Below are 18,520 nucleotides of genomic sequence, written 5' to 3' on the forward strand. Positions count from 1 at the left end.
ATGCTGGCGGGCTCGTGCCACTGCGGGGCCGTGCGCTTCCAGGTCGAGGCGGAGATCACCGAACTCACCAGCTGCGACTGCTCGCTGTGCGTGAAGAAGAACGCCGTCATGGCCAAGGTGCATGAGAGCGCCCTGAACATCACGGCTGGCGAGGAGCACCTGTCGCTCTATCGCTGGAACACCGGCGTCGCGCGCCACTATTTCTGCAGCCGCTGCGGGATCTACACCTTCCACCGCAAGCGCGCTGCGCCCGACCATTTCGGGATCAACGTCTTCTGCCTGGACGGTTTCGATCCGAGCACGATCCCGGTCCGAGCCACCGAAGGCGTCTGCATGTCGTTGGAGGATCCCGACGCGCGGCCGGAATGGCCCGGACCGCGCGTCTGAGGCGGCCTAGCCCTCGGGGGACGGCGAAGTGACGTTCGGCGGCCAATGGTCGCGCTGGCTCGCGCCCGAGCCGCTGTCGGTATGCTGGACGATCTCGTCCACTGCGGCATGCGGATGCTTGCGATCGACAAGCGCGTCCTCGACCGCGTAGACCTCGACCTTGTCCGGATAGAAGGCCAGCCGGCCGCGGATCGCGTCCATCGTCGGATACGGCTCTTCGTAGGTCCAGACAGCGTTCTCGGCGAACCGACCGTCCATGAGGATCGTGTAATAGGCCGCGTCGCCCTTGTACGGACAATGGGTTTGGCGGTCGGTGCGGGAGAAGTATTCCATTGAGACATCGGCGCGTGGGAAGTACGCGACCGGCGCATAGCTGGCCTCGGTCAGGATCAGGACGTCGCCGCTGTCGGCGATCACGTGGTCGCCGTACATGACGCGCCACCGGGTCTTGGCCGGGGTGATCTCGATGGGATGGTCGGGGCCGGGGGTCAGCATAGGGACGCTCCTCCTTCTTGAAGATGCAACGCTCAAGGTGGCGTGCAGGCTCCCCCATTGCCAAGCTTCAGGCGCCCGATTGCTTGTGCTCGACCCGGCCGCGTGATCTTCTCCCGCCAAATTAGCCGGCGGGGGCGAAAACGACCCCCTTCTACGAGCCGGCAGTCCAAGGAATCGGAACACCGCCCTCATGAACATCGTAATCCTTTTGGGGATCGTCATTACGTTGGCGACCGGGATCCCCGTCCTCATGCAGTTGCTGAAACAGCATCCGCGAGGGCTGATCATCCTGTTCTTCGCCGAGATGTGGGAGCGGTTCTCCTACTACGGGATGCGCGGCATCCTGATCTTCTTCCTGACGCAGCATCTGCTCTTCGACGACGCCACCGCCGGGGCGCAATACGGCTCCTACACCAGCCTGGTCTACCTGCTGCCTCTGATCGGCGGCCTGCTTGCCGACCGCTACCTCGGCACCCGTAAGGCGGTGGCCTTCGGCGCCCTGCTGCTCGTGGCCGGCCACCTGACCATGGCGGTCGAGGGCAAGCCCGCGACCCAGCAGCTCATCTACGGCGGCCAGAAGTACGAGGTCGTCGCCGAGGGGCGGATGGAATCGCGGACCGTCAAGCTGATGGTCGGCGACAAAACCTATGACTTCGGTCCCGCCGAGGGCGGCGGCCTGGAGATCAAGGGCCTGCAGGCCGGCGGCCCGCTGCCCAGCGTCCTGCCCAAGGACAGCTACACCATGGAGAAGCAGGTCGATCCGCTGGGCAAGAATGCGTTCTACCTGGCGGTTTCGCTGATCATCATGGGCGTCGGCTTCCTCAAGCCTAACATCTCGACCATCGTCGGTCAGCTCTATCCTCAGGGCGACCCGCGCCGGGATTCCGGCTTCACCCTCTACTACTACGGCATCAACCTTGGCGCCTTCTGGGCCTCAGTGCTCTGCGGTCTGCTCGGCCAGACCGTCGGCTGGTGGGCGGGCTTCGGCCTCGCCGGCGTCGGCATGGCGCTGGGCTGGGTCGTCTTCGTGTTCGGCAAGCCGCTGCTGCAGGGCAAGGGCGAGCCGCCGAACCTCGAGCTGCTGAAGGCTCCCATCGCCGGTCCGATCAACCGCGAATGGCTGATCTACATCCTCGCCATCCTCGGCGTCGCCCCGATCTGGCTGCTGGTTCAGAGCAACCAGCTGGTCGGCTGGGCGCTGGGCGTCTCGACGATCCTGGCGCTGGCGTTCATCGCCTACTTCCTGGTCGTGAAGTGCGGCAAGATCGAGCGCGAGCGGATGATGCTGGCGCTGGTGCTGATCTTCGGCTCGGTGGTGTTCTTTACCCTGTTCGAACAGGCCGGAACCTCGCTCAACCTGTTCGCCGCTCGTAACGTCGACCTGATGGGCATTTCCGCGGCCCAGACTCAGTCGTTCAACGCCGGCTTCATCCTGATCTTCGCCCCGATCTTCGCGGCGATGTGGGCCTGGCTCGGCGCCCGCGGCCGTGATCCAAACCCGACGCTGAAGTTCGGCTTCGGCCTGCTGCAGGTCGGCCTCGGCTTCCTGGTGGTGGTCTGGGCCCAGGGCCTGGCCGACGACAACTACCGCCTGCCGCTGATCATGCTGGCCCTGCTCTACATGCTGCACACCACCGGCGAGCTCTTCCTGTCGCCGGTCGGCCTCTCGGAGATCACCAAGCTCTCGGTGGCCTCGGTGGTTTCGTTCATGATGGCCGTGTGGTTCCTGTCCTCCTCGATCGCCCAGTACGTCGGCGGCATCATCGCCGGCGCCATGGGGACCGAAACGTTGGGCGGCCAGGTGCTGGATCCCGCCGCGGCGCTTGCCACCTCGATGGACGGTTTCAACAAGCTCGGCTGGGCCGGCGTCGGCGTCGGCGTGGTGTTCGTGGTGCTGAGCTTCTTCATCAAGCACTGGGCTCACGGCGCCAACGATCCGGCCCATGCCCAGCCGGAGCCGATCGCCCCGGTGCTGGACGGCGAGCGCCAGGCCGTCAGCCCGGCCGCGATCCGGGCGGACCGCGAAAACTGATCGCGGCCCGCATCGGACATGAAAACGGGCCGGACGCAGCGATGCGTCCGGCCCTTCTTCGTTGCAGCGGCGTCAGGCGCCGAAGGTCTTGCGGATGCGGACGTAGTACATCCGCCCGAATTCCAGCTTGCGGTCGTCAGTGAACGCCACTTGGCTCGATCCACGCGGGCCCTCATAGACCGTGCGCGTGCGGCGCAGGCCCCGCTCGGTGATGTTGGGCAGCTCGAAGCGGACGATGATGTCCGGACGCACCCGCCATTCGGCGAAGGGACGGACGAAGGTCCCCAGCTTGAAGGTCGAGACCTCGTTGAACCGGTAGCTGGTCTCGCGCCAGCCGCCATAGACGTCGACGCCCCAGGTCGTGCGCCACTGCGGCAGATCCTGCGAGAAGGTCGCTTCCCATTCCACGGGCCGCAGCTTGGAGATCTCGCGGCTTTCACCTGTCGTCGGATCGATGACCTCCGAGCGCCGCCACGTCGCCTCGCCCTTGAGCTGGGCCCCCGACAGGCCGAATCGGCCGAGCGGTGCGGTCAGGTTCAGCACAAGCTCGTCCTTGGTCCCGTCGCCGATGTTGGCCGGAGAGTCGAAGATCCCGACCTCGGTGATGACCGGGGCGCGGTCGATCGCGTCGGTGAGTTCTGATCGCCGCAGGGTCACGCCGACCACACCGTCCTTCCAGAACCGCTGCTCGACTGCGATCTCGCTGACCCAGGCCTGTTCGGGATCAAGGTCGGGATTGCCGGCGGTGACCACCCCGGTGTTCAGCGACGAATCGGCCACGAAGTCGTCGAACGACAACTGCCCGACCACGCGCTCGAAGCGCAGGCGGACCTGCGTGGCCTCAGTCGGCGCCCAGGTCGCGGCCAATCGCGGCTTAAGGAAGTTCAGGCTCTTCTCCAACGCCACGTCGCCGGACGAGGAGATCGACGAGGCCTCGTAACGCAGGCCGCCTTCGAGCGTCCATTTGCTGGTCGGCCGCCAGACGCTCTTGGCGAAAACCTCGCCACGGGTTTCCTCGACGACGACGTCGGCGGCGGGCAGCAGGACCGGCGCGCCGCCGACGGTGAGCCGGGTTTGGCTTTCCAGCCTATTGAAGGCGCCTTCGCCGCCGGCCTCGAACGACAGAGTCTCGCTCGCCCGGTAGGACAGCACGCCTCGGCCGATCGTCTCGCTGCCGTCTCGCTGCAGGTTGAAGCGGTCCTCCTCCGCCGCCTCGACATAGATCGACGAGATATCGCGATCGCGGGTCTGGCGCAGGCCGATCAGGTCCAGGGTCGCACGCGGGCCGAGATCACGGGTGAAGCGCAGGCCAAGTTCGGTCTCGTAGGTGTGGTTGATGTCGTCGGTCGTCGCCAGGCCCGGCTCAGGCAGGATGAAGACGTTGTCTTCCTTGAACTTGTATTTCTCCCAGAACTGCCGCCCGTTGACGCGCAACTTGCCGCCCAGGACCGGCTGCTCGTAGGCCCCGGTCAGGGTTTGGTTGCCGATGCCGCCGGTGGAGTCGATCTGGCTGACGCGGAGGGGGCGGCCATCAGGGCCGATGACCACGCCAGGTCCGAAGTCGCCGCCGTCATCGGCCCCGAAGCCATAGCGGGCCGAGCCTTCCCAGTTGCGGCCGTCCTTTCCGCCCGACAACTCCAGGCGGAAGCCGTGCAAGTTGCGGCCGTCATAGATGTGGTTGTTTGCGACCGCGACCAGACCCTGCAGGCCGCCGCCCGGCTTGCGGATCACGTTGGCGATCACCGTACGGCCCTGCATGTCGATGCCGGGCGCGCCGCCACGGATCAGGTCGATGCGCTCGATCTGGGCGGCCGGGACGCGGCGCAGCAGTTCGTCGAGCGGGTCGGTCTTGGTGGTCGGGCGCTGGCCGTCGATCAGCGCGTTGCCGCCGCCGCCCTCGAAGCCGCGAATCTTGTCGCCGGTGTCGAGCGTGAATCCCGGCAGCCGCAGGAGCATCTCCCAGGCGTTGGCCGCCTGGCTGTCGGCGAAGAAGGCGGCGGGATAGCTGATCACCCCTTCGGTCGCAGCGGCCGGCGTCGCTGCGACCGGCGGTGAAGACTGTGTGGATATCCCCGCGGCCGCCTCGGGCGCGGCGAGGGCGAATGCGGAGGCCAAGGCCGGCGCGATCATGTAGCAAAGCTCCCCAAAGACACAGGCAGGTGACCTGCGCCTCTGGGTGCGCGCCAATTAAATCCAGGAAAGGTGGATTAAATTCCCGAAAGATTTCCGATGATTACGAGCTCGTAACCATCCGGGCCTTTGCTAGATGCTGGTGCCGCCCACCGTCAGGCCGGTGAGTTTCAACGACGGCTGGCCGACCCCGACGGGCACGCTTTGGCCGGACTTGCCGCAGACGCCGACGCCGGCGTCGAAGTCGAAATCGTCGCCGATCATCGTCACCCGGGTCAGGGCCGAGGGGCCGTCGCCAATCAGGGTCGCGCCCTTGACCGGGGTGGTGATCTTGCCGTCCTCGATCAGGTAGGCCTCGGTGCACTGGAAGACGAACTTGCCGTTGGTGATGTCCACCTGGCCGCCGCCGAAGTTGGCGCAGTAGAGCCCGCGCTTGGTCGAGGCGATCATCTCCTCGCGCTTGTGCTGGCCGCCCAGCATGGCGGTGTTGGTCATTCGCGGCATCGGCATGTGGGCGTAGGACTGGCGCCGTCCGTTGCCGGTCGCCTCCATGCCCATCAGGCGCGCGCTCATCCGGTCGTGCATGTAGCCGACCAGGATGCCGTCCTCGATCAGGATGGTGCGCTCGGTCGGGGTGCCTTCGTCGTCGACGGTCAGCGACCCGCGGCGGCCGGGCAGGGTGCCGTCGTCGAAGACGGTGACGCCGGGGGCGGCGACGCGCTGGCCGATCTTGCCCGAGAACGCCGAGGTGCCCTTGCGGTTGAAGTCGCCCTCCAGTCCATGGCCGACGGCCTCGTGCAGGAGCACGCCGTTCCAGCCGGGGCCGAGAACCACGTCCATCTCACCGGCCGGGCAGGGGACGGCGTCGAGGTTGACCAGCGCCTGGCGGATGGCCTCGTCTGCCTGCGACTGCCACTTGTCGGGCGCGATCCAGGCGTCGAAGCCGGCGCGGCCGCCGGCGCCCGAATAGCCGCTCTCGCGCTTGCCGTCCTTCTCCATGGTGACCTGCACGTTGACGCGGCAGAGCGGGCGGACGTCGCGGATCAGCCGGCCGTCGGCGCGCAGGATCTCGACGATCCGCCGCTCGCCGGCGATGCTGGCCATCACCTGGACGACGCGCGGATCTCGCGCCCGCACCCAGGCGTCGATCTCCTGCAGCAAAGCGACCTTGTCCCCGAAGGCGGGCGAGGCGGTGGGATCGTCCTCCCCATAGAGCTTGGTGTTGGTGGCGCGCGGGCCCTCGGCCGACACGCCGGAATAGCCGCGCTTGGCCAGCGAGGACGACGAGGCCGCACGCCTGATCGCCGCCTCTGAGACCTCGCTGGAGTGCGAGTAGCCGGCCGTCTCCCCAGCGACGACCCGCAGGCCGAAACCTTCGGACGAATCATACGACGCCGATTTCAGCCGTCCGTCATCGAACAGGAACGCTTCGCTCTCGGATCGCTCGACGAACAACTCGCCGTCGTCGGCGCCGGCCAGGGCCTCGCCGAGGATCTCGCGCGCGCGTTCGGGGGAGACTCCGACGGAATCGAGAATCGAGGCGGCGGGGGCGAGGGCGTTCATCGTCGGATCTGCTTTCGGAAGGCGAGCCAACAGAAATAGGGGCTCGCGCTGCGAACGTCACCCCAAACCGCTGGGCGGCCTTCGGCGCCATTGTGGAAACTCGCCGGCTTAACCTTCCGCGGTTATGCGAAAGCGGCCGTTTTCAGGCGCTAGCGAACGATCCGAAGCGTCTCCATGGCGAGACATTGCGCCATAGGGGGTCTTAGCGCCTTGGCAAGCTACGGGAGAGCGCGTATGCACCCCGGCTTAAGGGCGGGGCCTCGCGGTTTGCGCGGCGCTACGCCTTGATTCAGTCGGCGGGGGCGATCGTCTTTCGCGAGGCGCGGCCGGCCAAGCAGACCGAGGGGACATGAAGTCTAGGGTTCAGGGCATGCGGACGTGGGCGGCGGCAGCCGCGGCGGGCGCAACGTCGGCGTTCTGGGGCGTCCAGGCGTTCGCAGAGGAATTGATGGGTCAACCGACCCCGGCCGGCATCGGGCTGCAGCCGGCGGCTTCGCCGCTGAAGCACGCTGCGCACGATTTCCACAATCTTATCCTGCTGCCGATCATCACGCTGATCTGCGTGTTCGTGCTGGCCCTGCTGATCTGGGTAGTGGTGCGCTACAACAAGCGCTCGAACCCGGTCCCGGCGAAGTGGAGCCACAACACCCTGATCGAGGTGATCTGGACGATCGTTCCCGTCCTTATCCTGATGGGCATCTCGATCTTCTCGTTCCGCCTGCTGTTCGCCTATCACGACATGCCCAAGCCGGATTACACGGTGAAGGCCACCGGTTATCAGTGGTACTGGGGCTATGAGCTTCCGGACCAGAAGGTCGGCGAGTTCGTTTCGAACATGCTGCCTGAGGAAGAAGCCAAGAAGCGCAACGTTCCGTTCCGCCTGGCCGCCACCGAGCCTCTGGTCGTGCCGGTCAACAAGACCGTCCGCGTGCTCGTCACCGGCGCCGATGTCATTCACGCCTTCGCCCTGCCGGCCTTCGGTCTGAAGATCGACGCGATTCCGGGCCGCATCAACGAAACCTGGTTCAAGGCCGAGCGCACCGGCACTTTCTATGGTCAGTGCTCGGAACTGTGCGGCGTCGACCACGCCTTCATGCCGATCGAAATCAAGGTCGTGACCCAGCCGGAATTCGAGGCCTGGGTGGCTTCCAAGGGCGGCTCGATGACCCCTGACGCGCCGGCTCCGGCCGCTGCTCCGGCGGCTCCCGCCGCTGAGGCCGCTCCGTCCGTCGAAGGCGCTGCGACCCCGGCCGCCGCCACGGCCCCTGCCGCCGCAGCTCCGGCCGCCGCCGCGCCGGCCCCGACCTCCACGCCCGCCGCGCCCGCCGCGGCGCCGGCCGCGAAATGAGCCTAGGACATAGTAAGATGGCACAAGCCGCAGCTCACGATCATCACGACGAAGCCGAACACAAGCCAGGCTTCATCGCTCGCTGGTTCTTCTCCACGAACCACAAGGACATCGGCACCCTCTACCTGCTGTTCGCCATCATGGCGGGCCTGGTCGGCGGCGCCCTCTCGGGCCTGATCCGCTGGGAGCTCGCCGAACCGGGCATCCAGATCTTCAAGGAAGGCTCCTCGATCCAACTGTTCGGGCTCGTTGAGCAGTCGAAGCACGGCTACAACGCCGTGGTCACCGCGCACGCCCTGATCATGATCTTCTTCATGGTCATGCCGGCCATGATCGGCGGCTTCGGCAACTGGTTCGTACCGCTGATGATCGGCGCGCCGGACATGGCCTTCCCGCGGATGAACAATATTTCGTTCTGGCTGCTGGTGGCCGCCTGGATCCTGCTGCTGGTCTCGATGTTCGTCGACGGCGGCCCGGGCAAGGGCTTCGGCGGCGGCTGGACGGCGTATCCGCCGCTCTCGACCAGCGGTCACGCAGGCCCGTCGATGGACGCCGCGATCCTGGCGCTTCACCTCGCCGGCGCGTCGTCCATCCTGGGCGCTATCAACTTCATCACCACGATCTTCAACATGCGCGCGCCGGGCATGACCCTGCACCGTATGCCGCTGTTCGTGTGGTCGGTTCTGGTCACCGTCTTCCTGCTGCTGCTCTCGCTGCCGGTTCTGGCCGGCGCGATCACCATGCTGCTGACCGACCGTAACTTTAACACCCACTTCTTCGATGCGGCCGGCGGCGGCGACCCCGTCATGTACCAGCATCTGTTCTGGTTCTTCGGTCACCCGGAAGTGTACATCCTGATCCTGCCGGGCTTCGGCATCATCAGCCACATCGTCTCGACCTTCTCGCGTAAGCCGGTGTTCGGTTACCTGGCCATGGCCTACGCCATGGTGGCCATCGGCTTCATCGGCTTCGTCGTGTGGGCCCACCACATGTACACCGTGGGCATGAGCATCAATCTGCGCGCCTACTTCGTGGCCGCCACGATGGTCATCGCGGTGCCGACCGGCGTGAAGATCTTCTCCTGGATCGCCACAATGTGGGGCGGCTCCATCGACTTCAAAACCCCGATGCTCTGGGCGATGGGCTTCATCTTCCTGTTCACCGTGGGCGGCGTCACCGGCGTGGTTCTGGCGAACGCCGGCATCGACTACACCCTGCACGACACCTACTACGTGGTCGCGCACTTCCACTACGTGCTGTCGCTGGGCGCCGTCTTCGCGATCTTCGCGGGCTTCTATTACTGGTTCGAGAAGATCTTCGGCGTGAAGTACCGCGAGTGGCTGGGCCAGGTGCACTTCTGGGTCATGTTCGTCGGCGTGAACCTGATCTTCTTCCCGCAGCACTTCCTTGGGCTGCAAGGCATGCCGCGCCGCTACATCGACTACCCGGAAGCGTTCACCTACTGGAACCACGTGTCTTCGATCGGCTACGTGGTGACCCTGGCTGCGGTCGGCGTCTTCCTGGTCGTCCTGATCGACGCGATGATCTTCCGCCGCAAGGCTGAAGCCAATCCGTGGGGCGAGGGCGCGACGACGCTGGAGTGGACCCTGTCCTCGCCGCCGCCGTTCCACCAGTTCAACGAACTGCCGGTGGTTAAGCCGGACCTCCACTAGGTCCGGCTCGCCAAAGACCTCTGTGGGGCGCGGGCTGGGACATTCCAGCGCGCGCCCTTCGGTCGTTTTGAGAGTATTGTGATGGCCATGTCGCCAGCCGTTCCACGCTCCAGCGCGCCCCCGCGGTGGCAGGACTATGTCCAGCTGCTGAAGCCGCGGGTCATGTCGCTGGTCATCTTCACCGCGATCACCGGGCTGATCTGCGCCAACGCGCCGATCAATCCAGTGCTGGCCGGCGTCGCGATCTTCTGCATCGCCGTCGGGGCGGGCGCGTCGGCCGCGTTCAACATGTGGTACGACGCCGACATCGACGCCAAGATGCGCCGCACCCGCGCGCGCCCGGTGCCGGCCGGCAAGGTGCAAGGCGCCGACGCCCTGGCCATGGGCGTGGTCCTGTCGCTGTTCTCGGTGATGCTGCTGGGAATGACGACCAACTGGCTGGCCGCGGGCCTGCTGGCCTTCACCATCTTCTTCTACGCGGTCGTCTACACGATGTGGCTGAAGCGCTCGACGCCTCAGAACATCGTCATCGGCGGCTTGGCCGGCGCCTTGCCGCCGGTGATCGGCTGGGCGGCGGCGACGGGAACCGCGCCGCTGAACGCCTGGCTGCTCTGCGCGATCATCTTCATGTGGACCCCCCCGCACTTCTGGGCGCTCTCGCTCTACACCAGCGAGGACTACCAGAAGGCCGGGGTGCCGATGATGCCGGTCACCGCGGGCGCGGCCTCCACCCGCAAGCAGATTCTGATCTACAGCCTGCTGTTCGTGCCGCTGTGCATCGTCCCGGCCTTCACGGGCCTGGGCGGCATGACCTATCTGGCGGTCGCGGCCCTGGGGGGCCTGGTGTTCCTCATGCTCGCCTGGCGCGTCTTCCGCAGCCGGGCCGGCGAGACCGGCGGCCAGCGCAACGACGACGGCCTCTATGACGTGAAGGCCAGCTCCAAGGACGCGCGCAATCTCTTCGCGTTCTCGATCCTGTATCTGACCCTTCTGTTCGCCACCCTGCTGGCCGAGCACCTGCTCGACCTGCCCGCCGTCGGAGTATTCTCGTGAGCGAGCCCACCCCAGATCCGACCGTCGAAGCCCGCGCCCGCCGGGGCCGCAATATCGCATTGGCGCTGGGCCTGGTCCTGTTCGTCGTCCTGGTCTTCGTAGTGACCATAGTCCGCCTGGGAGGCAGTGTTGGCCACCGGCCCTTCTAAGCCCGAGCGCTCGCCGCTCCAGAAGCGCAACCGCAAGGTCGCCCTGATCGCAGCCGGCGGCTTCGTCGCCATGGTCGGCGCCGCCTTTGCTTCGGTGCCGCTCTACAAGGCCTTCTGTCAGGTCACTGGCTTCGACGGCACCGTCCGCAAGGCTGAGGCCGCGCCGGACAGGGCGCTCGATCGCAAGCTGACGATTCGCTTCGACGCCAACATCCGCGAACTGCCCTGGACCTTCACCGCCGAGCAGGTGACCCAGGAGGTCAAGATCGGCCAGACAGGGCTCGCCTTCTTCAAGGTGACCAACAACAGCGACCAGCCGCAGACCGGCCGTGCCATCTACAACGTCGTGCCCGAATCGGCCGGCGCCTATTTCCAGAAGCTCGAGTGCTTCTGCTTCTCGGACCAGACGATTCCGCCGAAGACGACCATCGAATTCCCGGTCGTCTACTTCGTCGATCCGAAGTTCGCGGACGACTTCGAGACCAAGGGCAAGGGCGAAGTGACCTTGTCGTACACCTTCTTCCCGTCTGTGGAAGCCGCGCGCGCCGAGAAACGCGCCGACGCCACGGCGGCAAAGCACTCTTCCGCCCTTGGCGTACCGGCCAAGGCGGGGCTATAGCACACGCGAATTGTCATTCGCCGGCCCGAGAGAGGGGCAGGCGTCTGTGAGATCTGAGAGGGGTTAGGACCGATATGGCCCACGGCGAAGTTAAGCACGACTACCACCTGCTGCCGCCCAGCCCATGGCCGTTGGTCGGATCGCTGTCCGCGACGGTGATGGCGATCGGCGGGGTCATCTGGATGAAGGGCATGTTCGGCCTTCCAGAAGGCTTCCCGTGGGTGTTCTTCGCTGGCCTGGCCGGCGTGCTCTACACCATGTGGGGCTGGTGGTCGGATGTGATCAAGGAATCGAAGGCGGGCGACCACACCCCCGTCGTCTCGATCGGCCTGCGCTATGGCATGATCATGTTCATCGCTTCCGAAGTGATGTTCTTCGTCGCCTGGTTCTGGATCTTCTTCGAGATGGCCCTGTTCCACGGCCACCGGACCCTGTCTTCGATCGAGGAAGTCCGCCTGGCCTGGGCCACCTGGCCGCCGGCCGGCATCGAGACGGTTCCGGCCTGGAACCTGCCGCTGCTCAACACCCTGATCCTGCTGCTGTCGGGCACCACCGTGACCTGGGCGCACCATGCGCTGCAGCAAGGCGACCGCAAGGGCACCAAGATCGGCCTGATGCTGACCATCGCCCTCGGCGCGGTCTTCACCATGGTGCAGGTCTACGAGTACCACCACATCCTCGAGCACAAGTACTTCTTCGGCGGCGAGGGCGCTGAGCACTCGGGCCTGTATGGCTCGTCGTTCTTCATGGCGACCGGCTTCCACGGCTTCCACGTTCTCATCGGGACGATCTTCCTGGCCGTCTGCCTGATCCGCCTGCTGCGTGGCGGCATGACCCCGCAGAAGCACTTCGGCTTCGAAGCCGCCGCCTGGTACTGGCACTTCGTCGACGTCGTCTGGCTCTTCCTGTTCGCCTTCATCTACGTGGTGTTCGGCGGGGCGGGCCACTAAGGCCCGCCGATATGGACAGCCCCAATCCGTTGCTGGCGGGCCTTCGCGGCCGCTGCCCGAACTGTGGCGAGGGGCGTCTGTTTATAGGCTTCCTGACCGTAGCCCCCGCCTGCGAGCGGTGCGGCTACGATCTGGCCAAGGCGGACTCTGGAGATGGTCCCGCGGTTTTCGTGATCCTGATCGCGGGCTTCCTCTGCGCCTTCGCCCTGCTCTTTACAGAGCTGACGTTCTCGCCCCCGATCTGGGTGCATTTCGTCATCTTCCTCCCCCTGACGCTTCTCGTGTGCCTCGGGCTGCTGCGCCCGCTGAAGGGCCTCATGCTGGCGGCCCAGTTCGCCAACAAGGCTTCGGAAGCCCGCCATGACTGATCGCGCCCGGCGCTTCCCAGTCGGTTTGACGTTGGCGACCGCGATCTCCCTCGCCATCTTGATCGGCCTGGGAAGCTGGCAGATGCAGCGCCTCCACTGGAAGGAGGCCCTGCTCGACCGCGTCGCCGCCTTGCAGGCCGCTCCAGCCACCAGCGGCGAGGCGGCGCTGGAGCGAATGGCCGCCGGAGCCGATCTCGATTTCACCCGGATCCGGCTCATGTGTCCGGGCCTGCGCAGCGCGCCCTATCTCGAGCTGTATTCCGTCCGTGAAGGGAAGGCCGGCTCGCGGCTCATCTCGGCCTGCCGCGTGGCCGGCGGCCGTTACCAAAGCATCCTCGTCGACCGCGGCTTCGTACGTGATGACGTTTCGGCCCGCCCGCGGGTGAACGTCTCGGACCTAGCCCCCGTCGAGGTTGTCGGAGTGTTGCGCGTCCCCGAGCCCGGCAACCGATTCAGCCCCTCCAACGACGCGAGTGGCAATCGCTGGTATGTCCGCGACGTCGCCGCCATGGCTCAGGCACTGAAGGTCGACGCTCCGGCGCCGCTGTTCCTGATGGCTGAAACCTCGTCCAACCCCGAGTGGCAGGCGCTGAATCCTGCCCCGTTGCCGGCGGAGATATCCAACCGTCACCTCGAATACGCCCTGACCTGGTTCGGCCTTGCCGCCGCCCTGGTCGGCGTCTATGCCGCCATGCTCTGGCGCAAGTGGAAGTCCTGATGCGGTACGTCTCTACGCGGGGGCAATCGCCCTCGGTCGGCTTTGTCGATGCGGTCCTCGCGGGCCTGGCCCCGGACGGCGGGCTCTATGTCCCGCAGGAGTGGCCGAGCTTCACGCGCGACGAGATCTCCGCGTTCGCCGGCCGACCCTACGCCGAAGTCGCCACCGCGGTGCTGGCCAAGTTCGTCGGCGATGAGATCGATCGCGAGACCCTCGGCGAGATGTGCGCCGAGGCCTATGCCAGCTTCACCCACGCCGCGGTCGTGCCGGTGCGCCAGATCGCGCCGGGCGGGTTCATCGCCGAGCTGTTCCATGGCCCCAGCCTGGCCTTCAAGGACGTGGCGATGCAGCTGCTGGCTCGCCTGTCGGACCACGTCCTGGGTCAGCAGAAGCGTACCCAGACCATTCTATGCGCCACGTCGGGCGACACCGGCGGCGCGGCGGTCGAGGCCTTCCGCGGCCGCGACAACACCAAGATCGTCGTGATGTTCCCGGACGGTCGGATCTCCGAGGTCCAGCGCCGCTTCATGACCACGGCCGAGGAGGCCAACGTCCGCTGCGTGGCCGTGGACGGAGACTTCGACGACTGCCAAGCGATCCTCAAGACCTCGCTCTCCGACGCCTCGCTGAAGCAGTCGGTGGGCCTGTCGGCGGTCAACTCGATCAACTTCGCGCGCATTGTCGCCCAGAGCGTCTACTACTTCACTTCCGCTGTGGCGCTGGGCGCGCCGCACCGCCCGGTCTCCTTCGCGGTGCCCTCCGGCAACTTCGGCGACGGGTTCGCCGGCTATGTCGCCAAGCGCATGGGCCTGCCCATCGACCGCATCATTGTGGCGACGAACTCCAACGACATCCTGGCGCGCGCCTTCGAGGACGGCCGCTATGTCCGCGGCGTAACCGCCCCGACCCAGTCGCCGGCCATGGACATCCAGTCGGCCTCGAACTTCGAGCGCCTGTATTTCGAGTGCGTGCGCCGCGACGGCGTCGAGACGGCCCGCGCCTTCGCCGCCTTCGCCGAGACCGGCGGCGTCGACATTCCGCCGCAGGCCCTGGCCGCCATGCGAGAGACCTTCAGAGGCGTTTCAGTGGGCGAGGGCGACACCACCCGCACCATCGTCGCCACGCTGCGTGAGACCGGCGAAATGATCGATCCGCACACCGCGGTCGGCGTCTCCGGCATGCAGCGCGCCCGCGGCTCGACCACCGCGCCGATCGTCGTGCTCTCCACCGCCCACCCGGCCAAGTTCCCGGAAACGGTCGAGGCCGCCACCGGCGAGACCCCCGTGATGCCGCGCACCGCGGCGCACCTCGCCGGCAAGCCCGAGCGGTTCGACCGCCTGCCGGCTGACGCCGAGACCATCAAGGCCTATGTCAGGGCCTTTGCGGAAGGCTGAGGCTCTGCCCAACATCCATACCCTGAAGAATGGGGTCCGGGTCGTCTGCGACCCGATCGACGGTCTTGAGACCCTGGCGCTGTCGGTGGTCGCCGGCCGCGGCGCGCGCTCGGAGGACGAGGCCCGGTCCGGCTGGTCGCATCTGCTCGAGCACATGGTGTTCAAGGGCGCCGGCGATCGTTCGGCCCGCGACATCGTCGAGGTGGTTGAGGCCGAGGGCGGCCAGATCAACGCCGCCACCGGCTATGAGCGCACCAGCTTCCAGATCCGCGCCCTGAAGGGCGGGTTGGACCTGGGCAGCGCCGTGGTCGCCGATCTCGTGCAGCGCCCGACCATGGACGCCGGAGACCTCGCCCGCGAGATCCAGGTCGTCGGTCAGGAGATCGCCGAGGCCGCCGACACCCCCGACGACCACGTGTTCGAGATGGCCCAGGACGCCGCCTTCAACGGTCAGCCGTTGGGACGCCCGATCCTCGGCACCGATGAGTCCATCGGCCGGGCCGATCCTGCCGCCCTCGCGGCCTGGCGCAGCGAACTCTACGCCCCCGACGGCCTGGTGATCTGCGCGTCCGGCGCTGTCGACGAGGACGAACTGCTGGCCTTGGCCGAGCGCGACTTCGGCGGCGCGGCGGGACAGGGCGCGAGCAAGCCGGTCCCGGCCGCCTTCGTCGGCGGCGTGCGCGCCACGCCCAAGGCGCTGGAGCAGGCCAATCTCGTTTTCCTGTTGCCGGCGGTCGGCGTACGCAGCGAGGCCTACTTCGCCCTGCGGCTCTATGCCGAAATCCTCGGAGGCGGCATGGCCTCGCGACTGTTCCAGGAGGCGCGCGAGAAGCGCGGCCTGGCCTATGCTGTCGACGCCTATTCCGAGACCTATGCCGACACGGGCGTTATGGGTGTCTTCGCCGGCTGCGCGGCCAAGGACTCCGTCGAGCTGGCAAAGGTGGCGGCCGAGGAAATCAAGGGCATGGCCGCCGGCGTGCAGGGCGCCGAGCTGGCTCGCGCCAAGGCGCAGCTGAAGGCCTCGATGTTCATGGCGCGCGAGCAGCCGCTGTCGCGGGCCGAGCAGGCCGCCGCTCAGGTGCTGCTGTTCGACCGCACCTTGCCGCCGGGCGAATTGGCCGCCCAGATCGACGCTGTGGAAGCTGCCGACATCGCCCGTCTTGGCGCGCAGATGCTGGCCCCCGGCGCGGCCGCGGCGAGCATCCTCGGCCCCAAGAGCGCGATGAAGGCCGGCGAGGCCTTTCAGCGGGCGCTGTTCGGTTAGCACCGGCCGGTCTTGACGGATTCCGCGCATCCCGCGACGTTCCGCCCATGGCCTTATTGGACTGGATCGCGCCGGAGAGCGGCCTTCGTATCGAGGGCGACGGCGTACGCCTGCGCCCGCCGCGGGCGGCCGACTTCGCCGAGTGGCGGGAGTTGCGGGCGCAGTCCAAGGAATTCCTACAGCCGTGGGAGCCGACCTGGCCGGCCGACGACCTGACCCGTGCGGCCTTCCGCCGCAGGCTCACCGCCTATGCGCGTGACCGCGAGGCCGGCACCGCCTATCCATTTTTCGTCTTCCGCACCCGAGACGACGCCCTCACCGGCGGCATCACGCTGTCCAACGTCCGGCGCGGTGTCGCGCAGATGGGATCGATCGGCTACTGGTGCGGCCAACCCTTTGCTCGGCAAGGGCAAACGCTGGGCGCCGTGCGCGCCCTGACCGTCTTCGCCTTCCGCACCCTGGCCCTGCATCGTCTGGAGGCGGCCTGCCTGCCCAGCAACGAGCCGTCGCGGCGGCTCCTCAACCGTGCCGGGTTTCGGGAGGAAGGTCTCGCCCAGGCTTATCTGAAAATTAACGGCGTCTGGCGAGATCATGTGCTGTTCGGCCTTGTGTCCCCGCTGCGGGCGCACGAGGGCCCGGACGAAGGAGTGTCTGTTTAGCGCTCGGCTGTCGTGGGCCGATCCGCTCTGCGGCGCGTTGGCCGGAATGTCTTGAGACGATGCCGAACGATCGTTGGAGCTGGGACGCAACCGCGACCTTGGAGGCGCTAGGCGCCGCCGATGTGGCCCTGTGGCTCTGGGAACCTGAAAAAGACCGCCTGCACCTGACCGGCGCTTCGCGCGCCCTGGGTCTTGGCCCGTTGGCGCCTGAATGCTCGTCGGCGGCGATGCGCGCCCTGGCCTTGCCGCCCGACCGGGCGCTGGCCGAGGACATCCTGCGCGTCCAGGAGCCCGGCGCCGAAATCTCCGTGCGCCTGCGCATGCGTGGCGGCGGCGTCTGCATCTGGCGCGGCGTCTGGCTGGAAGAGGGGCTGCGCGCCGCCGGCGTCGTCGCGCCCGAAGCCAAGTTCGCTGCTTCGGACCAGGACGGGCTGACCGGCCTGCTCGACCGCAAGAGTTTCGTCGCCCGCGCCCGCGAACGTCTGGCCCATGCCGGCCAGCACGAGCTGGTGGTGGCCGACCTCGATCGCCTGCGCCGCCTCAACGAGGCGCTGGGCCACGAACGCGCCGACCTGGTGCTGGCCGCGCTCGGCTCGCGCCTGGCCGCCGCCTTCCCGCCGCACGCTCTGCTGGCGCGGGTCGGCGAAGACGAATTCGCCGTGCTGACCACGGTCAGCGACATGCCGGCCGCCGAGACCCTGCGCCATGCGCTGGAGCAACCGCTGCGCGTGGCGGGCTTCGACATCCACCCGACCCTGTCGATCGGCGCGGTCGAGGCCACCGGCGGCGAGGACGCCCCTGAGGCCGCCGAACTGCTGCGCCGCGCCGAACTGGCCGTCGAGGCCGCCAAGAGCGGCGGCCGCGGCGGCGCGGCCGCCTATGGTCGCAGCCTGGAGAGCGACGGGCTTTCGCGCTTGGCGCTGGAAAGCGACCTGCGCGGGGCGCTGGGCCGCAACGAGATCGTGCCTTTCTACCAGCCCATCGTGCGGCTCTCGACCGGCGCCCTGTCCGGCTTCGAGGCGCTGGTGCGCTGGCGCCACCCGCGCCGCGGCCTGCTGACCCCTGACCAGTTCCTGCCGCTCTGCGAGGAAATGGGCCTGATGAGCGAACTCGGCGCGCTGATGATGCGGCAGGCCGGTTCGCAGCTCGCCCGCTGGCGGCTCGACCACCGCGCCGCCGGCGAGCTGACCGTGGCGGTGAACCTGTCGACCGGCGAGATCGACAGGCCCGACCTGATTTCCGACGTGCTGGAGATCCGGCGCGAGACCGGGCTGCCGCCGGGCGCCCTGAAGCTGGAAGTCACCGAAGGCGACGTCATGCGCGATCCGGACCGTGCGGCGGTCATCCTGCACAAGCTGCGCGAGGCCGGCGCGGCCCTGGCGCTCGACGACTTCGGCACCGGCTTCTCGTCGCTCAGCTACCTGACCCGCCTGCCGTTCGACACCCTGAAGATCGACCGCTACTTCGTGCGCACCATGGCCACGAACGAGGGCTCGGCGAAGATCGTCTCGTCCGTGGTCAAGCTCGGCCAGGACCTGTCGCTGGAAGTCGTCGCCGAAGGCGTCGAGAACGCCCAGATGGCCCGCCAGCTGCTCTCGCTGGGCTGCGACTACGGCCAGGGCTTCGGCTATGCGCCGGCGCTGTCGCCGCAGGAGGCCGAGGTCTATCTCAACGAAAGCTATGTCGACGGCGCCGCGCCCGTGAAGGCGCGCGGCTAG

Annotated in this window: 17 protein-coding genes; 14 read left to right on the forward strand and 3 right to left on the reverse strand. The window is 67.3% G+C overall.

Annotated elements, in window-relative coordinates; all coding sequences use genetic code 11:
- Complete coding sequence (locus GGQ61_RS09810) at window positions 1–387, forward strand: GFA family protein (RefSeq protein ID WP_183771957.1); 387 nt, start codon at window positions 1–3, stop codon at window positions 385–387.
- Between the two features lie 6 nt (window positions 388–393).
- Here GGQ61_RS09810 and GGQ61_RS09815 read toward each other — a convergent pair whose 3' ends face one another.
- Entirely contained in the window at window positions 394–882 is a 489-nt protein-coding gene (locus GGQ61_RS09815; RefSeq protein WP_183771959.1) for a DUF427 domain-containing protein, read from the reverse strand.
- Between the two features lie 190 nt (window positions 883–1,072).
- Here GGQ61_RS09815 and GGQ61_RS09820 point away from each other — a divergent pair, with 190 nt between their 5' ends.
- Window positions 1,073–2,914 (forward strand): peptide MFS transporter, encoded by a 1,842-nt coding sequence (locus tag GGQ61_RS09820; RefSeq protein ID WP_183771961.1) that lies wholly within the window; start codon window positions 1,073–1,075, stop codon window positions 2,912–2,914.
- A 72-nt stretch (window positions 2,915–2,986) separates the two neighbouring features.
- Here GGQ61_RS09820 and GGQ61_RS09825 read toward each other — a convergent pair whose 3' ends face one another.
- Both GGQ61_RS09825 and tldD read right to left on the reverse strand, forming a co-directional pair.
- Window positions 2,987–5,044 (reverse strand): TonB-dependent receptor plug domain-containing protein, encoded by a 2,058-nt coding sequence (locus tag GGQ61_RS09825; RefSeq protein WP_183771963.1) that lies wholly within the window; start codon window positions 5,042–5,044, stop codon window positions 2,987–2,989.
- 132 nt (window positions 5,045–5,176) lie between these two features.
- Entirely contained in the window at window positions 5,177–6,607 is a 1,431-nt protein-coding gene (gene tldD / locus GGQ61_RS09830) for a metalloprotease TldD (protein WP_183771965.1), read from the reverse strand.
- A 349-nt stretch (window positions 6,608–6,956) separates the two neighbouring features.
- Between tldD and coxB the strand changes: the two genes are divergently transcribed.
- From coxB to GGQ61_RS09890, 12 genes are all read left to right on the forward strand, one after another.
- Window positions 6,957–7,955 carry a cytochrome c oxidase subunit II gene (coxB, locus tag GGQ61_RS09835; RefSeq protein WP_183771967.1) on the forward strand — a complete coding sequence of 333 codons (999 nt, stop codon included), beginning with the start codon at window positions 6,957–6,959 and terminating at the stop codon, window positions 7,953–7,955.
- 17 nt (window positions 7,956–7,972) lie between these two features.
- Window positions 7,973–9,628 carry a cytochrome c oxidase subunit I gene (gene ctaD, locus GGQ61_RS09840; RefSeq protein WP_183771969.1) on the forward strand — a complete coding sequence of 552 codons (1,656 nt, stop codon included), beginning with the start codon at window positions 7,973–7,975 and terminating at the stop codon, window positions 9,626–9,628.
- 81 nt (window positions 9,629–9,709) lie between these two features.
- Window positions 9,710–10,681: a heme o synthase gene (cyoE, locus tag GGQ61_RS09845; protein WP_183771971.1), complete on the forward strand. Its 972-nt coding sequence runs from the start codon at window positions 9,710–9,712 to the stop codon at window positions 10,679–10,681.
- Window positions 10,672–10,830 carry a hypothetical protein gene (locus GGQ61_RS09850; protein ID WP_425501002.1) on the forward strand — a complete coding sequence of 53 codons (159 nt, stop codon included), beginning with the start codon at window positions 10,672–10,674 and terminating at the stop codon, window positions 10,828–10,830. Before cyoE ends, GGQ61_RS09850 begins: the two co-directional genes overlap by 10 nt.
- Window positions 10,831–10,900: 70 nt before the next feature.
- Complete coding sequence (locus GGQ61_RS09855) at window positions 10,901–11,449, forward strand: cytochrome c oxidase assembly protein (RefSeq protein ID WP_246370721.1); 549 nt, start codon at window positions 10,901–10,903, stop codon at window positions 11,447–11,449.
- 74 nt (window positions 11,450–11,523) lie between these two features.
- A complete protein-coding gene (locus tag GGQ61_RS09860) occupies window positions 11,524–12,399 on the forward strand; it encodes a cytochrome c oxidase subunit 3 (protein ID WP_183771977.1) in 876 nt (291 codons plus the stop codon).
- An 11-nt stretch (window positions 12,400–12,410) separates the two neighbouring features.
- Window positions 12,411–12,767, forward strand: a complete 357-nt coding sequence (locus GGQ61_RS09865) for a DUF983 domain-containing protein (RefSeq protein WP_183771979.1) — start codon at window positions 12,411–12,413, stop codon at window positions 12,765–12,767.
- The gene (locus GGQ61_RS09870) at window positions 12,760–13,485 is read left to right on the forward strand and encodes an SURF1 family protein (protein WP_183771981.1); all 726 of its coding nucleotides are present in this window, start codon (window positions 12,760–12,762) and stop codon (window positions 13,483–13,485) included. Before GGQ61_RS09865 ends, GGQ61_RS09870 begins: the two co-directional genes overlap by 8 nt.
- Window positions 13,485–14,879: a threonine synthase gene (gene thrC / locus GGQ61_RS09875; RefSeq protein WP_183771983.1), complete on the forward strand. Its 1,395-nt coding sequence runs from the start codon at window positions 13,485–13,487 to the stop codon at window positions 14,877–14,879. The genes GGQ61_RS09870 and thrC overlap by 1 nt, the downstream gene beginning before the upstream one ends.
- The gene (locus GGQ61_RS09880; RefSeq protein ID WP_183771985.1) at window positions 14,854–16,143 is read left to right on the forward strand and encodes a M16 family metallopeptidase; all 1,290 of its coding nucleotides are present in this window, start codon (window positions 14,854–14,856) and stop codon (window positions 16,141–16,143) included. The genes thrC and GGQ61_RS09880 overlap by 26 nt, the downstream gene beginning before the upstream one ends.
- Before the next feature lie 47 nt (window positions 16,144–16,190).
- Window positions 16,191–16,802 (forward strand): GNAT family N-acetyltransferase, encoded by a 612-nt coding sequence (locus tag GGQ61_RS09885; protein WP_183771987.1) that lies wholly within the window; start codon window positions 16,191–16,193, stop codon window positions 16,800–16,802.
- A gap of 59 nt (window positions 16,803–16,861) precedes the next feature.
- Complete coding sequence (locus tag GGQ61_RS09890; protein ID WP_183771989.1) at window positions 16,862–18,520, forward strand: putative bifunctional diguanylate cyclase/phosphodiesterase; 1,659 nt, start codon at window positions 16,862–16,864, stop codon at window positions 18,518–18,520.

Source organism: Phenylobacterium haematophilum, from assembly GCF_014196295.1.
Classification (GTDB): domain Bacteria; phylum Pseudomonadota; class Alphaproteobacteria; order Caulobacterales; family Caulobacteraceae; genus Phenylobacterium; species Phenylobacterium haematophilum.

Excerpts from the sequence above, each read along its gene's own strand:
- GGQ61_RS09810 (WP_183771957.1), top strand. The coding sequence starts at position 1 with ATGCTGGCGGGCTCGTGCCACTGCGGGGCCGTGCGCTTCCAGGTCGAG.
- GGQ61_RS09815 (WP_183771959.1), bottom strand. The coding sequence starts at position 882 with ATGCTGACCCCCGGCCCCGACCATCCCATCGAGATCACCCCGGCCAAG.
- GGQ61_RS09820 (WP_183771961.1), top strand. The coding sequence starts at position 1,073 with ATGAACATCGTAATCCTTTTGGGGATCGTCATTACGTTGGCGACCGGG.
- GGQ61_RS09825 (WP_183771963.1), bottom strand. The coding sequence starts at position 5,044 with ATGATCGCGCCGGCCTTGGCCTCCGCATTCGCCCTCGCCGCGCCCGAG.
- tldD (WP_183771965.1), bottom strand. The coding sequence starts at position 6,607 with ATGAACGCCCTCGCCCCCGCCGCCTCGATTCTCGATTCCGTCGGAGTC.
- coxB (WP_183771967.1), top strand. The coding sequence starts at position 6,957 with ATGAAGTCTAGGGTTCAGGGCATGCGGACGTGGGCGGCGGCAGCCGCG.
- ctaD (WP_183771969.1), top strand. The coding sequence starts at position 7,973 with ATGGCACAAGCCGCAGCTCACGATCATCACGACGAAGCCGAACACAAG.
- cyoE (WP_183771971.1), top strand. The coding sequence starts at position 9,710 with ATGGCCATGTCGCCAGCCGTTCCACGCTCCAGCGCGCCCCCGCGGTGG.
- GGQ61_RS09855 (WP_246370721.1), top strand. The coding sequence starts at position 10,901 with ATGGTCGGCGCCGCCTTTGCTTCGGTGCCGCTCTACAAGGCCTTCTGT.
- GGQ61_RS09860 (WP_183771977.1), top strand. The coding sequence starts at position 11,524 with ATGGCCCACGGCGAAGTTAAGCACGACTACCACCTGCTGCCGCCCAGC.
- GGQ61_RS09865 (WP_183771979.1), top strand. The coding sequence starts at position 12,411 with ATGGACAGCCCCAATCCGTTGCTGGCGGGCCTTCGCGGCCGCTGCCCG.
- GGQ61_RS09870 (WP_183771981.1), top strand. The coding sequence starts at position 12,760 with ATGACTGATCGCGCCCGGCGCTTCCCAGTCGGTTTGACGTTGGCGACC.
- thrC (WP_183771983.1), top strand. The coding sequence starts at position 13,485 with ATGCGGTACGTCTCTACGCGGGGGCAATCGCCCTCGGTCGGCTTTGTC.
- GGQ61_RS09880 (WP_183771985.1), top strand. The coding sequence starts at position 14,854 with ATGTCAGGGCCTTTGCGGAAGGCTGAGGCTCTGCCCAACATCCATACC.
- GGQ61_RS09885 (WP_183771987.1), top strand. The coding sequence starts at position 16,191 with ATGGCCTTATTGGACTGGATCGCGCCGGAGAGCGGCCTTCGTATCGAG.
- GGQ61_RS09890 (WP_183771989.1), top strand. The coding sequence starts at position 16,862 with ATGCCGAACGATCGTTGGAGCTGGGACGCAACCGCGACCTTGGAGGCG.